This window comes from Microbacterium sp. 16-032, assembly GCF_041079455.1.
In the GTDB taxonomy this organism is placed as follows: Bacteria; Actinomycetota; Actinomycetes; order Actinomycetales; family Microbacteriaceae; genus Microbacterium; species Microbacterium testaceum_A.
In genome coordinates this window covers 417,770-431,634 of record NZ_JBFYGQ010000002.1, presented here as the reverse complement: position 1 = coordinate 431,634, position 13,865 = coordinate 417,770, and the positions used below count along the sequence as shown (strand labels likewise).

Here is a 13,865-nt window from a genome sequence, read left to right as displayed (position 1 = left end):
CAAAAAGCAGGAGCCCCCGTGTTGAGCAGCGTCACTGCCCCCCGTGAGTCCGAGACCCCGATGTCGCCGGAGCGTCTCGCCCGGGAGAACCTGCCCCTGGCGAAGTACCTCGCCGTCGAGAAGGCGCGCAGCGCGCAGCACGTCGATCTCGACGATCTCCTCTCGGCGGCGTACCTGGGCCTGGCCACCGCGTCGATGGAGTACGAGCCCGCACGCGGCATCCCGTTCGGCGCGTACGCGCGCACGAAGATCACGTGGGCGATCCTCAACGAGATGCGCGCCGCCGACCCGGCGGGCGAGCGCAGTCGCGAGAAGATCGAGCGGGTGCGCGTCGCCGACGAGCTCGTGCGGGTGCGAACCGGTCGGGCCGCGAGCGTGGCGGAGCTGGCCGCCGAATCGGGCCTCGACGCCGAGGTCGTGGAGAAGATGCGGGTCCTCGACGAGATGGTCCGCACCGGGACGAGCTTCGAGGTGCAGTTCGAGAACGACGACTCCCGGCAGGTCGCCGACCTCACCGACAGCGTCATCCTGCCCGAGCACGCCGTCGAGCAGGCCGAGAAGCAGCGCATGCTCGAGCGCATCGTCAACGCCCTGCCCGACCAGATGCGCCAGGTCATCCGCGGGGTCTACCTCGACGAGCGGATGGTCAAGGACGTCGCCGCGGATCTCGCGGTCAGCCACGCCTACGTCTCGAAGCTTCGACGGATCGGTCTCGGACTCATGCGCGAGGCCCTCGACGCGTGGGAGAACGGCACGACGCCGGATCGCTCGACGGCCACGAAGGCCGCCTTCTTCGACGGCGTCTTCGGCTCCGCGCCGGTGCCGTCGGGCCGGGCCCTGCAGGGGGCCGCGTCGTCGAGCGCGGAGCTGGCGGGACTGGCGCTGCCGGCCTGATCCGACCGACCGGATGCCGCCGAGCGGGCGGCCCCGCGGAGTTCTTCGCACAGCTCGGTTACGCCCGGCCCGCCCCGTCGCGATGGTGGGGGTTGCGGGGCCACGGACGGCCCCGCTTCGAACACCCCATCCACGGAGGAACAACATGGGTCTTCAGATCGCAACCAACGTCGGTGCTCTCAACGCGTACCGCAACCTGTCGGTCAACCAGAACGACGTGTCGAAGTCGCTCGAGAAGCTCTCGAGCGGTCAGCGCATCAACCGTGCGGCCGACGACGCCGCCGGGCTCGCCATCTCCGAGGGCCTGCGCTCGCAGGTCAACGGCTTGAACGTTGCCGCGCGCAACGCCCAGGACGGCATCTCGGTCATCCAGACCGCGGAAGGCGCCCTGACTCAGGTCCACTCGATCCTGCAGCGCGTGCGCGATCTCGCGGTGCAGGCGGGTAACGACTCCAACAACCCCGCGTCGCGCGACGCGATCAAGACGGAGATCGACACCCTGGGCGAGGAGCTGACGCGCGTCGCCGAGAGCACCAACTTCAACGGAATCAAGCTCCTCAACGGTGACAACGCCGCCTTGACCTTCCAGGTCGGCGCGGGTGCCGTCGCCGCCGAGGACCAGATCTCGGTCACGCTCACGGACTTCAGCACCCTCGGTGCGACGGTCGGGGCACTGACGGTGGACACGGCGGCGAACGCGGCGACGTCCATCGCGGCCATCGACACCCAGATCACGAACGTGTCGACCGCCCGCGCCGGAATCGGTGCGGCGCAGAACCGCTTCGAGTCGACCATCAACTCGCTGCAGGTCTCGGCCGAGAACCTGTCCGCCGCGAAGAGCCGCATCGTCGACACCGACATGGCGGCCGAGATGGTCAAGTACACGGCCTCGAACATCCTGGCTCAGGCGGGCACCGCGATGCTCGCCCAGGCCAACCAGTCGGGCCAGGGCGTCCTGCAGCTCCTGCGCTGATCCGCAGCGCTGACGCGCCGGCGACGCCCGGGCGGGGGATTCCTCTCGCCCGGGCGTCGCTTCACCCGGGATCGCTGCACAGACGGAAGACGAAAGACACCATGAACATCGACGGTCTGGCATCCGGTCTGAAGACCAAAGAGGTCATCGACGCGCTGATGAGCGTCGCGGCGATCCCCAAGACCCTGGTGACGAACAAGATCACCGACCGCACCACCATCATCAGCAATCTGCAGTCGGTGAACACCTCGCTGCAGAGCCTGGCCGACAAGGCGAAGACCGCGGCATCGGCGACCTCGCTCGCGCGCTTCACGGCGACGAGCTCGGCCGACGCCGTCACCGTCACGGCCAGCGACAAGGCCCGCGTGTTCTCGACCGCCGTCGTGGTCGACACCCTCGCCGTGGCCCACGCCGTCGTGACCGCTCCCGGCGCAGCCGACGCCTTCGGCGGGCCGTTCATGCTCGTCGCCGCCGACGGCACGGCGACCGAGATCTCGCCGACCGGCAGCGCGCCGAGCGATCTGGTCGCCGCGATCAACGCCGCGGGCGCGGGCGTCACCGCCACCGTGGTGCCGGGCGGCCGAGGGGTCGACGGCCAGCCGCTGTCGCGCGTGCAGATCACCGCGAGCACGACGGGGGCAGATGCCGCCTTCACCCTGCACCGCGGCAGCGCCGCCGACGTCGCCGCCGGAACCGGACCCGACGTCGCGACCGAGGCGGGCGCCGCGATCGTCGCACAGGGGACCGATGCCGTCATCCGCCTGTTCGCGGGGACCGCCGCCGAGCAGAAGGTCACCAGCTCGACCAACACCTTCACCGGGATCGGCGAGGGCATCGACGTCACCGTGCGCGCCGTGTCGGCGCAGCCGGTGACGATCACGGTCGCCGCCGACCCGAAGGCCCAATCCGACACCGCGGCCGCGTTCGTCAAGGACATCGCGGCCCTGCTGACCCGCATCGACAACGGGTCCAAAGCCACCGTCGCCGCCCCGGGCGCCGCGACGACGCTGGGCGTGTTCACCGGCGACAGCACGGTGCGCGCCCTTCGCGGCGCGCTCGCCGGCGCCGTGCAGAGCCCCGTCGACGGGATCTCGCCGTCGACGATCGGCATCCGCGTCGACAAGGCCGGGACGCTCACCTTCGACCAGGACGCCTTCACCGCGGCGATGACGGCCGATCCCGCCCGCACGCAGGCGGTCTTCTCCGCCGTCTCGGATCGCGTCCAGGCGGCCACCGCGCAGTACTCCGACAAGTACGACGGCCTGCTGACGCAGCGGATCACCGGTCAGCAGACGGAGGTCAAGACGCTGCAGCAGCAGGTGGAGCGCATGGACCTCCGGCTCGACATGCGGCGCGCCACGCTCGAGCGCACGTACTCCGCGATGGAGGTGCGCCTATCGGGACTGCAGTCGCAGTCGTCGTGGCTCACCTCGCAGCTGGCCGCCCTCACCCCGTCGTCGAAGTAACCGCGAACAGGAGACAGAACGATGCCCGTCACCACCCTCGCCCGTGCGCAGCAGGAATACCTCGAGCAGCAGGTCTCGTCCGCGACCCCCGAGCGTCTGGTCACCATGCTGTACGACCGGCTGCTCGTCGACGTCGAACGCGCGCGCGTCGCCCAGTCCGCCGGTGACTGGCCCTCGGCCGGCACGTACCTCACGCACGCCCAGGCGATCATCGCCGAACTCAGCGGCTCGCTCGACGCGAACTGGGACGGGTCGGACGGGCTGCGCGGGCTCTACACCTACATCACGGGCCGCCTCATCGTGGCCAACGTCGGCCGGGACGAAGCGGCGACCGAGGAGTGCGCGACCCTGATCGCCCCGCTCCGCGACGCCTGGCACGCCGCGGCCGCCGCCCTCACGGTCTCGTGACCCCCTCGTGACCGACGACGTCGCGGCCTGGGCCGCACTCCTCGACACCTTCGAGCGCGCCCTCGACGGCGGCGACGAGTACGTCCCCGAGGCCTTCGCGCGCCCCGCCGGTCCTCCGCCCGAGCACCTCGTCGCTCGCGCGCGCGCGATCCTCGAGCGGCAACTCCGCGAGATCGAAGCGGTCGGCATCGCCCGCGCCGAGGTCGCGCGCGAGCTCGCGACCCTCCGGCGGATCCCCCCGACGCAGACGAGCGGACCCGTCTACCTCGACGTGCGCGGGTGACCGGGTCGCTCCGCGCCTGACAGGGCCGTGGCGGGGCGGGACGGCATCCCTCCGCATCCGACGCTCGCGGTTACGCCGGGGCGTCCGCGTCGCGATAGTCGGGGCCGAGCACGGATCGCTCATCGCCTGGCCACGGATCGGCTCGCTTTCGACCGGAGTGCCGCGTGCTCGAATCCGTCACCTCAACCGCGCTGTCCAGCGCCCTCGACGCGCTGTCGATCCGGCAGCGCGCGATCGCCGAGAACATCTCGAACGTCAACACCCCCGACTACCACGCCAAGCGCGTGTCGTTCGAGGACCGGCTCAAGAGCGCCGTCGAGCAGGGCTCCGGACGCGTCGAGGCGATCGTGCAGCGATCGCTGGAGCCCACCCGCCTCAACGGCAACAACGTCAACCTCGACACCGAGACGATGTCGAACATCGACACGGTGCTGCGCTACCAGTTCGCCGCCCAAGCGCTCAGCGGCCAAGCGGCATCCATCACCAAGGCGATCGGGCAGGCCTCCGCATGAGTTTCGACGCGATCGGCATCGCGGGGACGGGCCTGTCGGCCCACCGCAAGTGGTTGGACGCCATCAGCGACAACATCGCCAACGTCAACACCGCCACCCCCGCGGGCCAGGACATGTTCCGCGAGAAGTACGTCACCGTGGCCGAGGGGAGCCGGACACCCGGCGTCTACGTCACGGGCGTGCGCGACTCCACGGCGGAAGGGCGCCTCGTCTACGAACCCGAGCACCCCTACGCCAACGAGAACGGCTACGTCCAGTACCCGAACGTCGACCTCGGCGACCAGATGAGCATGCTGATCCTCGCCCAGCGCGGCTACCAGGCGAACGCCGCCGTCATCGACCGCGCCAAGACCAGCTACGAAGCGGCCCTGCAGATCGGACGAAGCTGATGAGCCTTGCCATCGACCCGACCGCGGCGGTGGGCGTGACGCCCCTGAGCCCGTTGAGCTTCGAGCAGACCGCCGCCCCGGCTTCGGCCGGCGTCGGCGGAGCGTCGTTCGCGACCTCGCTCGCCTCCGCGGTCGAGAACCTGCAGACCCTGCAGTCGACCTCGAACGAGCTCGCCGTGCAGGCCGTCACCGGAGACCTCGACGACATCCACAAGGCCACGCTGGCCTCGGCGCGCGCCGGCGTCACGCTCGACCTCATGGTCGCCGTCCGAGATCGCGGCGTCGCCGCGTTCAACGACGTCATGCGGATGCAGGCCTGACCGTGCCGCGCGTGCTCACGAACTCGTTCGAGCGTCTCAAGAGAATCGTCGCCGGCTTCACCGTCGCCCAGCGCACGATCGCCGTGATCGGCGCCGCCCTGCTCGTCATGGGCGTCATCGCGCTGGGCAGCTGGCTCGCGAAACCGCAGATGAGTCCGCTGTTCACCGGCCTCAGCCCGAGCGACGCGTCCGCCGTCGTCGAGCAGTTGAAGTCGGCGGGGGTCGCCTACGAACTGACCGAGGGCGGAGCGACGGTCCTCGTCCCCGACGCCCAGGTCTACCCGCAGCGACTGGCGGCCGCGGCCGCAGGGCTGCCCACCGACAACACCGGCGGCTACACCCTCCTCGACAAGATGGGGGTGACGGCGAGCGAATTCCAGCAGTCGGTGACCTACAAGCGCGCGATCGAAGGCGAGCTCGCGGCGACGATCGGCGCGATGTCGGGGGTCACCGCGGCCTCCGTGCAATTGGCCATTCCCGAGCAGAGCGTGTTCGTCGCCGACAAGCAGCACCCCACGGCATCCGTCTTCCTCAAAACCCAGGGCGGGTCGAGTCTCGACGACGACCAGATCGCCGCGATCGTGCATCTGACCAGTGCCTCCATCCCGGGGATGACGCCCGAGGACGTCGCGGTGACCGACCAGTCGGGGCGCGTCCTCGCCGCCGTGGGACAGGGCCTCACCGGCTCCGCCAGCACGCAGGCCTCCGATCACGAGGCGAAGGTCGCGGGATCGGTGACCAAGATGCTCGAGACCATCGTGGGACCCGGCAACGCCACCGTCAGCGTCAGCGCCGACGTCGCCAACTCGACCTCCGAGCGCATGGACGAGACGTACACCGCGCCCGAGGGTGGCGTGATGACGAACGAGCAGACCCGCACGCAGACCTCGACCGGCGGACAGGCGGGGGGAACCGGGATCCTCGGCCCCGACAACATCGCCGTGCCCGACGCCGGCGGTTCGGGGTCGTTCGAGTCCGAGGAATCCACGCGGAACAACGCCGTCAACAAGACGACCGAGAAGACGACCACCCCGGCCGGAGAAGTCACCCGCCAGACCGTCAGCATCGCGCTCGACCGCGGCTCGGTGCAGGGGGTGACCGCCGAACAGGTTCAGGCCCTCGTCTCCAACGCCGCCGGCATCAACACCGCGCGCGGCGACACGGTGACCGTGGAGTTCGTCGACTTCAGCCAGAGCGCCGCCGCGGCCGCGGCCGCAGCCCTCCAGGCTGCGGAGGACGAGAAGGCCGCGCAGGTGCAGTCGGAGATCGTGCGCACCGCCATCATCGGCGGGTCGATCGTGCTGGCCGCCGTCATCGTCGTCGTCGCCCTGCTGGTGCGGCGGCGGATGAAGCGCCGCACGCTGTACACCGAGGACGGGCCCATCGAGTACTTCGCGTCGATGACCGAGACCGAGGAGCAGAAGCTCAAGACTCTTAAGGGCCTCGCCGAGCCGATCGCCCTCCCCGCCGTCCCGCCGACCAAGGTCCTCCCCACACTCCTCGACATCGAGGAAGAGCCCGAAGCCCCGCAGGTCTTGGTCGAGCAGCGTCGACGCGAGGTCGAGCAGTTGGCCAAGAGCGACCCGCAGAACGCCGCGAAGGCGCTCGCCAACATGATGGATGAGGCGATGGTATGAGCCTGCTCGACTCCCGCCCCGAAGCGGTCGCCGAGGTCGCGCCCACCGCCGTGACCGAGGTGCTCGCCGTCACCCGCACACCCCTCTCGGGGCTGCGGAAAGCAGCGATCGTCATGCTCAACATGGATCGCGAGACCAGCGCCGAGGTGCTGCGCCACCTCGGCGAGGCACGCGCCGAGCTGTTGGCGGGCGAGCTCGCCCAGCTGGGCAGCGTCGACACGGCCGCGACCGCGGACGCTCTCGCCGACTTCCGCCGCATCGCCTCGGGCAGATCGCTCATGAGCCGCGGGGGCGAGCAGTTCGCCACGGGACTGCTCGAGACGGCGTTCGGCCGCGAGAAGGCCGTGGGAATGGTCGGTCGCGTCCTGTCGCAGGGGGTGGTGTCGTTCGACTTCCTCAACGCCGCCGATCCGACGCAGCTGGCCACGATCCTCGACGGCGAGATGCCGACCACCGTCGCCGTGGTGCTGGCGAACCTGCGGGCCGACCGGGCGGCGGCCGTGCTGGCCGCTCTGCAGGATCCCCTGCGCACCGACGTCGCCCAGGCGATCGCGGAGCTCGGCGTCGCCTCGCAGGAGGCGATCACCGTCGTCGCCGAATCGCTGCGCGCGCGCACGGGCGTGTTCGGCATGCGCGAGGCGCACGAGGCCATCGGCGGCGTCCAACCGCTGGTCGACATCATCAACCGATCCGACACCGCCCTCGAGAAGGCGCTGCTCGCCGGGCTCGACGACCGCGATCACGTGCTCGCCGAAGAGGTGCGCAGTCGGATGCTGACCTTCGCCGACATCGCGCGACTCGAGGACCGCGACGCCCAACGCGTGCTGCGCGGGATCGACCTGCGGGTCCTCGCCCTCGCGTTGAAGGGCGCCGACGAGCAGATCGGCGAGGTGATCCGCCGCAACATGACCGAGCGCAACCGCGAGAACCTCGAGGAGGAGACGCGAGCGCTGGGGCCCGTCCGCATGCGGCAGGTCGACGAGGCGCGCGCCGAGGTCGTCCGCGTCATCCGCGAACTCGAAGCCGCCGAAGAGATCACCCTCTCGCGCGAGGACGACGACGAGCTCATCGAGTGACCGGTACCCCGATCGTCCTCCCCGGTGGCGGTCGGTTACCGCGACGCCGTCGCGTCGCGATAGTCCGGGAAGAGCACGGATCGCTCGTCGACTTGGCCACGGATCGGCTTCGCCACAACCGCAGGGTGACCGCCGTGTCCGAGTCCGTCTTCACGCCGCTGGTGCTGCCGCGCGTGGGCGAGGTGCGAACCGACGCCCGGACCGTCGCCGACAGGGCGCGTGCGCGGGGCTACGCCGACGGCTTCGCCGAGGGGCGCCGCGACGCGCGGGCCGAACTCGAACGCGAGCGTCTCGAGGCCGATGAGCGATCCGCCGCGCGCGAGGCCGCGGCGCAGGATGCCCACCGGGCGGCGCTGTCGGCGCTGGGCGGGGCGCGGGCCCGTCTCGAGGACGGGATCGCCGCGATCGTGGCATCCGATCTGCGACGCATCGAGGAACTCGCGGTCGAGATGGCCGCCGAGATCCTCGGTGCGGAGATGTCGGATGCCGCCCGCTCGGCCGTGCACGCCGTGCGCCGGGCCGCGGCGCAGACACCCCGGTCGGCCTGGGTGCGCGTGCACCTCAACGAGCGCGACCTGCGCACGCTCAACACGGTCACGGACCCGTCCCTTCCGGAGGGCGTCGAGGTCGAGGTGGGGGCGGACGTCGACCCCGGGGGAGCGGTCGTGCGGATCGCGCACGGAAGCGTCGACACCCGCATCGCCGCCGCGCTGGAGCGCGCGCGCGAGGCCCTCTCGATCGACGAGAACGCCGAGGCATCGCCGTGAGCGCCCCGCGCAGCCGCTGGGAGCGCGCGCTCGCCGCGACGCGGCCGCAGCGCTCCGGCGTCGTCAAGGCCGTGGTGGGCCTCGGCATCGAGGCGCTCGGGGTTCCCGCCGCCGTCGGCGATCGCGTGCGCATCGAGACCTCGGGCGCTCGAGAGATCGATGCCGAGGTGGTGGCCGTCGACGGCGATGCCGTGCGCTGCATGCCCATGGGCCCGATGTCGGGCATCCGCGTGGGAGCTCCCGTGCGTCACTCGGGCGCGGCACTGAGAGTGCCGACCGGACGCGCACTGCTGGGGCGTGTCCTGGACGGCCTCGGTCGTCCCATCGACGGCCGCGGTCCGCTCGTCGACGCCTCCCTCGTCTCGCTGGCCAACTCGGCTCCCAGTGTCATCGGGCGGCAGCGCATCGATCGGCAGCTCGGGCTGGGAGTCCGTGCGCTCGACACGATGACCCCCGTCGGTGTGGGGCAGCGCCTCGGGCTGTTCGCGGGTTCGGGCGTCGGCAAGTCGTCGCTCATGTCGATGATCGCGCGCGGCTCGACCGCCGATGCGACCGTGATCGCCCTCGTGGGGGAGCGCGGACGCGAGGTCCGCGAGTTCCTCGAGGACGATCTCGGGCCCGAGGGCCTCGCTCGCGCGGTGGTCGTGGTGGCCACGTCGGATCAGCCGGCGATGGCGCGTCTTCGCTCGGCGTTCGTCGCGACCCGCATCGCGGAGCAGTTCCGCGACGACGGCCTCGACGTGGTGCTGATGATGGACTCGCTCACCCGTGTCGCGATGGCGCAGCGCGAGATCGGATTGTCGGCGGGGGAGCCGCCCGCGACCCGCGGGTACCCGCCCTCGACCTTCTCGGTCCTGGCGGGGCTGCTGGAGCGCGCGGGCACCGGCAGCGTCGGATCGATCACCGGCTTGTACACGGTGCTCGTCGACGGCGACGACCACAACGAACCCGTCGCCGACGCCGCGCGCGGCATCCTGGACGGGCACGTGGTGCTCGACCGCGCTCTCGCCGTACGCGGGCATTTCCCCGCGATCGACGTGCTGGGCTCGGTGTCGCGCGTCGTCTCGAAGGTGACGACGTCCGAGCAGCGCGAGACCGCTATCGTCCTGCGGCGCGTGCTCGCCGCCCGTCGACAGGCCGACGACCTCATCGACATCGGGGCGTACAAGGCGGGGGCGAACCCCCTCGTCGACGCCGCTCTCGCGCACCGGGGCGCGATCGACGGGTTCCTCACCCAGCGCATGGACGATCTGACCGCGACCGACGACTCCTGGCGGCGCTTGGCCGCCCTGACGACCACTTTCGGAGGACTGTGATGACGTTCCCCCTTTCCGGCCTGCTGCGTGTGCGCGGGGTCCAGGAGCGCGCCGCCGCCGAGTCGTCGTCCCTCGCCCGTTCCGAGGCCGCCGCCGCGGAGACGGCGGTCGAGCAGGCGGTGTCGAGCCTGAGCGAGATCACCACGGCGATCGACGACGCCGCGACCCTTCTCGCTCTGGCCGCCGCGCGCTCGTCGGGGCAGGCGGCGCTCGCCGACCTGCGGACGCTGGCCCGCCTGCGCCGGGATGCCGCGGGGGCCGCTTCGGCCGCGCACGTGGAGGCGCGTCGTGAGCTCAAGGGGCTCGAGCGCCTCGAGGACGCGCACCTCGAGAGCGAGCTCGCGCGGGAGCGCCGGGCCGAGCAGAGCGCCCTCGACGAGATGGCCGTGGTCCGCGCCGCGCGCGATGAGGGGAGTGCGGCGTGAGCGTTCCCTTGCTCGCCGTGGCGACCGCCACCGCGCCGACGCGGGCGACGCGCGCGACGGGCGATCCGGCGACCGGCGCGCGTTTCGGCGACGCGCTCTCGGACGCCGCCCGTGCGCTGGCCGCGGGTGACGGCGATCCCGCCGCCGCGCCGAGCTCCGGGAGCGGCCGGATCGCCGTGGTGGGGCTCTGCGCTGAGGCGTCCCTTTCGGGCGGGGACGATCCGGCCCCCGGTGACGAGTCCTCGTCGGAGGGACCGGATGCCGAGACCCCCGCGCCCGTGGCGATGACGCTGATGCCCTTCCCGGTGCCGCCGACGACGCCGGGGAACGGGGAACCGCGAGCCGCGGCCGACGCGCCGGACGCTCTGCCGCTCACTTCCCCGCCGGAGACGGCCTGGGCCGGCACGGTGGGGGAGACGGTCGCCCTCGGTGCCGCGGTCGGTGCGCCGCTGAGCCCCGCCGCGGCGGATGCGCCACCGATCCCCGTGACCGCGACCGCCGTCTTGGCGAGCGCCGGTCCGACGCCCGGAGCCCACGACGACGCCGCGGCGCTTCTGCCTGCCCTCGGAGAGCGCGCGGCCGATCGCAGCGCCGCGGCCGTCGCTCCCGCAGCGGTTCGCCCCGTTGCGGCCGGCGCGGCCCCCGTCGCCTCGCCGACGGGTGGGGCCCCGGCCGCTCCCGCACCGACCCCGGGCACGGCCCCCGCGATCTTCGCCCCCGCGCCCGCCACCGTCCGGTCCGTTCCCGAGACCCCCGCCGCGGCCTCGGGAACACCCGCCGCTTCCGGCCCGAACGATGCCTCCCCGGCCGGTGCCGCCCTCCCCGCCGCGATCGCCCCTGCCTCGCAGCCGACGGAACACGCGCCGTCGACTCCGCCGACCGTCGCCACGACCGGGGTCGCCGCGGCGGCCCCCGTGCCGGCATCCGTCCCCCTCGCACCGTCCCCTCCGGTCGAAGCCGCCGCCGCGACGGTGACCCAGCGCTCGATCGCCGCGCAGGTCGCGCCCGCCGTCGTGCACATCGCTCAGCGCGCCCCTGGCGTCCACCAGATCACCCTGACGGTCAGTCCCGACTCCACTGGGCCCGTGACCGTCCGCGCGCACATCGGCTCGGGGGGAGAGGTGCGCATCGACCTCGCCGGAGCGACCGAGGCCGGCCGAGACGCGCTGCGCGTCATGATCGCCGACCTGCGCCGCGACCTCGCGAGCGTCCTGCCGCACGCCCACCTGAGCGTCGGATCCGGCCCCATCGCCGACACCGGCGCAGGGGACCGCGGCGCCCCCGGTGGCGGCGGCTCCCTCGCCGATCAGCCCGGGCGCGGACGCGAGCCCCGGCCCGACGCCGCCGGGTCGTCCGCACCCGCCCGCGCGAGCACCCGTCCCCTGTCCGCGCCCTCCGTCGCCCTGACCGGCGGCGGGCTCGACATCGTCGTCTGAGAGGACCCCCGCATGCCCGTCACCCCCATCGCCGGCGCACCCGCCCCGATCCCGGCGAACACCGCGACCGCCACGGCGGCCGCGAGCGCACCGAAGAAGGCCCTCGACAGCGAGGTGTTCATGAAGCTCCTCGTCACCCAGCTGACGAACCAGGACCCATCCACCCCGATGGACACCAACCAGATGATCTCGCAGACCACTCAACTGGCCATGATGGAGCAGCTCACGGCGATGAGCCGCACCTCCACCGAGGCCTTCGCCCTCGACATGCGCCAGGCCGCCTCGACCCTCATCGGCCAGCAGGCCGGCTACCTCGACGCCAAGGGTGCCGCCGTCACGGGGATCGTGACCACGGTGAGCTTCGACGGCCCGATCCCGCAGGTCACCATCGGCGACGCGACCGTCCCTCTCGACGAGATCACCTCCCTCGCCACCGCACCCACCCGCACGTCCGCCTGACCACCCCCACGAAAGAGACCTCCATGCTCCGTTCCCTCTCGTCCGGCATCTCCGGACTCCGCGCGCACCAGACCATGCTCGACGCCACGGGCAACAACATCGCCAACGTCAACACCGCCGGCTTCAAGGGCGCGTCGGTGCTCTTCCAGGACACGCTGTCGCAGGCGGTCGGCGGGGCCGCGATCCCCGGCGCCGACACCGGCGGTCGCAACCCCGCCCAGGTCGGGCTCGGCGTGCAGGTCGCCGGCATCCGCACCAACTTCAGTCAGGGCGCGGCGCAGACCACCGGACGCGGGGGCGACCTGATGATCCAGGGCGACGGCTTCTTCGCCGTGCGCTCGGGCGGGGAGACCCTCTACACGCGGGCCGGAGGCTTCGGCTTCGACGGCGCCGGCAACATGGTCACGGCCGACGGGTCGTTCGTGCAGGGATGGACCGCCCAGAACGGCGTCGTGGCCACCGGGCAGGCGGCGGGCAACATCTCGCTCCCGCAGGGGGCGGTCTCGCCGGCCCGCGAGACGACAGCGGCGACGGTGACGGGCAACCTCCCCTCGTCCGCCGCCGTGGGCGACAAGATCGTCCGCGACATCGCGGTGCACGACGCCCAGGGGGCCACCACCTCGCTCAGCCTCACCTTCACCCGCACCGCGACGGGGTGGGACGTCACCGAGCCCGCGAGCGGCGCCACCGGCACTCTCGCGTTCGTCGACGGCCGCCAGCCCACGGGGCTCACCCTGAACGCCGGCGACATCGAGGTCGACCTCTCCACGGTCACCGGCTTCGCCGACATGAGCACGGTCGCGATCACCTCGCAGGACGGTGCCGCCGCCGGCACCCTGCAGTCGTACTCCATCACCGGGGACGGCTCGATCGTCGGAACCTTCTCGAACGGCCGCACCGAGACTCTGGCGAAGGTCGCGATGGTCACCTTCGCCAATGCGGAGGGTCTCGAGAAGGTCGGGGGCACGGCCTTCCGCGCCACCGTCAACAGCGGCGGCGCCCAGATCGGCGAGGCCGGACAGGCCGGCTTCGGCAAGCTCGTCTCGGGCTCGCTCGAGATGAGCAACGTCGACCTGTCGCAGGAGTTCACCAACCTCATCGTCGCCCAGCGCGGCTTCCAGGCGAGCGCCCGCATCATCACGACGAGCGACGAAGTGCTGCAGGAACTCACCAACCTCAAGCGCTGACCCCACGGCGCCCGACGACGCGGCCCACCCGAGTTACCCGCGGTGGGCCGCGTCGCGATAGTCGGGGGCGTCCCCTCACCCATCGACCGGAGACCCCTCGATGATCACCCTCACCCGTCTCGACCACACGCGATTCGCGGTGAACCCGGATCTGATCGAGCGGGTGCACGAGTCGCCCGACACGACCCTGCACATGGTCGACGGTCGCGTGTACAACGTCGAGGAGAGCCTCGACGACCTCGTCGACCTCATCGTCGCCTACCGCGCGCGCGTCCTCGCCGCGGCATCCGCGCTCTCGGCACGCTCGGAGCTCTGAC

17 protein-coding genes are annotated in these 13,865 nt (G+C 72.0%); all 17 read left to right on the top strand.

The features are described 5' to 3' along the window. Positions 1-21: 21 nt before the first annotated feature. The 17 genes from AB6V31_RS05780 (at position 22) to AB6V31_RS05700 (ending at position 13,864) form a co-directional block, all read left to right on the top strand. Entirely contained in the window at positions 22-894 is an 873-nt protein-coding gene (locus AB6V31_RS05780; protein WP_143017784.1) for a sigma-70 family RNA polymerase sigma factor, read from the top strand. A gap of 145 nt (positions 895-1,039) precedes the next feature. Continuing rightward, a complete protein-coding gene (locus AB6V31_RS05775) occupies positions 1,040-1,867 on the top strand; it encodes a flagellin (protein ID WP_056226951.1) in 828 nt (275 codons plus the stop codon). A 101-nt stretch (positions 1,868-1,968) separates the two neighbouring features. Then, positions 1,969-3,333, top strand: a complete 1,365-nt coding sequence (fliD, locus tag AB6V31_RS05770) for a flagellar filament capping protein FliD (protein ID WP_369364561.1) — start codon at positions 1,969-1,971, stop codon at positions 3,331-3,333. 21 nt (positions 3,334-3,354) lie between these two features. Then, on the top strand, positions 3,355-3,741 hold the full coding sequence (gene fliS, locus AB6V31_RS05765; protein ID WP_056226969.1) for a flagellar export chaperone FliS: 387 nt from the start codon (positions 3,355-3,357) through the stop codon (positions 3,739-3,741). Between the two features lie 7 nt (positions 3,742-3,748). Continuing rightward, the gene (locus AB6V31_RS05760) at positions 3,749-4,024 is read left to right on the top strand and encodes a hypothetical protein (RefSeq protein ID WP_369364559.1); all 276 of its coding nucleotides are present in this window, start codon (positions 3,749-3,751) and stop codon (positions 4,022-4,024) included. 164 nt (positions 4,025-4,188) lie between these two features. Next, positions 4,189-4,536: a flagellar basal body protein gene (locus tag AB6V31_RS05755; RefSeq protein ID WP_056226973.1), complete on the top strand. Its 348-nt coding sequence runs from the start codon at positions 4,189-4,191 to the stop codon at positions 4,534-4,536. Beyond that, entirely contained in the window at positions 4,533-4,925 is a 393-nt protein-coding gene (flgC, locus tag AB6V31_RS05750; RefSeq protein WP_074694138.1) for a flagellar basal body rod protein FlgC, read from the top strand. Before AB6V31_RS05755 ends, flgC begins: the two co-directional genes overlap by 4 nt. Continuing rightward, complete coding sequence (fliE, locus tag AB6V31_RS05745) at positions 4,925-5,245, top strand: flagellar hook-basal body complex protein FliE (protein WP_056226977.1); 321 nt, start codon at positions 4,925-4,927, stop codon at positions 5,243-5,245. The genes flgC and fliE overlap by 1 nt, the downstream gene beginning before the upstream one ends. An 11-nt stretch (positions 5,246-5,256) precedes the next feature. Continuing rightward, on the top strand, positions 5,257-6,882 hold the full coding sequence (fliF, locus tag AB6V31_RS05740) for a flagellar basal-body MS-ring/collar protein FliF (RefSeq protein WP_326493356.1): 1,626 nt from the start codon (positions 5,257-5,259) through the stop codon (positions 6,880-6,882). Continuing rightward, positions 6,879-7,958, top strand: a complete 1,080-nt coding sequence (fliG, locus tag AB6V31_RS05735; protein ID WP_369364556.1) for a flagellar motor switch protein FliG — start codon at positions 6,879-6,881, stop codon at positions 7,956-7,958. Before fliF ends, fliG begins: the two co-directional genes overlap by 4 nt. Before the next feature lie 134 nt (positions 7,959-8,092). Next, positions 8,093-8,725, top strand: coding sequence for a FliH/SctL family protein (locus tag AB6V31_RS05730; protein WP_369364555.1), 633 nt, complete (start codon positions 8,093-8,095; stop codon positions 8,723-8,725). Continuing rightward, entirely contained in the window at positions 8,722-10,041 is a 1,320-nt protein-coding gene (locus AB6V31_RS05725) for a FliI/YscN family ATPase (RefSeq protein ID WP_256335506.1), read from the top strand. Before AB6V31_RS05730 ends, AB6V31_RS05725 begins: the two co-directional genes overlap by 4 nt. Further along, positions 10,041-10,466, top strand: coding sequence for a hypothetical protein (locus AB6V31_RS05720; protein ID WP_369364553.1), 426 nt, complete (start codon positions 10,041-10,043; stop codon positions 10,464-10,466). Before AB6V31_RS05725 ends, AB6V31_RS05720 begins: the two co-directional genes overlap by 1 nt. Then, a complete protein-coding gene (locus AB6V31_RS05715; protein ID WP_369364552.1) occupies positions 10,463-11,902 on the top strand; it encodes a hypothetical protein in 1,440 nt (479 codons plus the stop codon). The genes AB6V31_RS05720 and AB6V31_RS05715 overlap by 4 nt, the downstream gene beginning before the upstream one ends. A 12-nt stretch (positions 11,903-11,914) precedes the next feature. Then, positions 11,915-12,361: a flagellar hook capping FlgD N-terminal domain-containing protein gene (locus AB6V31_RS05710; RefSeq protein ID WP_369364551.1), complete on the top strand. Its 447-nt coding sequence runs from the start codon at positions 11,915-11,917 to the stop codon at positions 12,359-12,361. Between the two features lie 23 nt (positions 12,362-12,384). Further along, on the top strand, positions 12,385-13,548 hold the full coding sequence (locus AB6V31_RS05705; protein ID WP_056226991.1) for a flagellar hook protein FlgE: 1,164 nt from the start codon (positions 12,385-12,387) through the stop codon (positions 13,546-13,548). Between the two features lie 100 nt (positions 13,549-13,648). Beyond that, the gene (locus AB6V31_RS05700) at positions 13,649-13,864 is read left to right on the top strand and encodes a flagellar FlbD family protein (protein WP_056226993.1); all 216 of its coding nucleotides are present in this window, start codon (positions 13,649-13,651) and stop codon (positions 13,862-13,864) included. Position 13,865: the final 1 nt, after the last annotated feature.

What these genes read in the sequence shown, in the direction of transcription:
- AB6V31_RS05720 (WP_369364553.1), top strand. Translation starts at nt 10,041, where the DNA reads ATGACGTTCCCCCTTTCCGGCCTGCTGCGTGTGCGCGGGGTCCAGGAG.
- fliS (WP_056226969.1), top strand. Translation starts at nt 3,355, where the DNA reads ATGCCCGTCACCACCCTCGCCCGTGCGCAGCAGGAATACCTCGAGCAG.
- flgC (WP_074694138.1), top strand. Translation starts at nt 4,533, where the DNA reads ATGAGTTTCGACGCGATCGGCATCGCGGGGACGGGCCTGTCGGCCCAC.
- AB6V31_RS05705 (WP_056226991.1), top strand. Translation starts at nt 12,385, where the DNA reads ATGCTCCGTTCCCTCTCGTCCGGCATCTCCGGACTCCGCGCGCACCAG.
- fliD (WP_369364561.1), top strand. Translation starts at nt 1,969, where the DNA reads ATGAACATCGACGGTCTGGCATCCGGTCTGAAGACCAAAGAGGTCATC.
- AB6V31_RS05700 (WP_056226993.1), top strand. Translation starts at nt 13,649, where the DNA reads ATGATCACCCTCACCCGTCTCGACCACACGCGATTCGCGGTGAACCCG.
- fliE (WP_056226977.1), top strand. Translation starts at nt 4,925, where the DNA reads ATGAGCCTTGCCATCGACCCGACCGCGGCGGTGGGCGTGACGCCCCTG.
- AB6V31_RS05775 (WP_056226951.1), top strand. Translation starts at nt 1,040, where the DNA reads ATGGGTCTTCAGATCGCAACCAACGTCGGTGCTCTCAACGCGTACCGC.
- AB6V31_RS05710 (WP_369364551.1), top strand. Translation starts at nt 11,915, where the DNA reads ATGCCCGTCACCCCCATCGCCGGCGCACCCGCCCCGATCCCGGCGAAC.
- fliG (WP_369364556.1), top strand. Translation starts at nt 6,879, where the DNA reads ATGAGCCTGCTCGACTCCCGCCCCGAAGCGGTCGCCGAGGTCGCGCCC.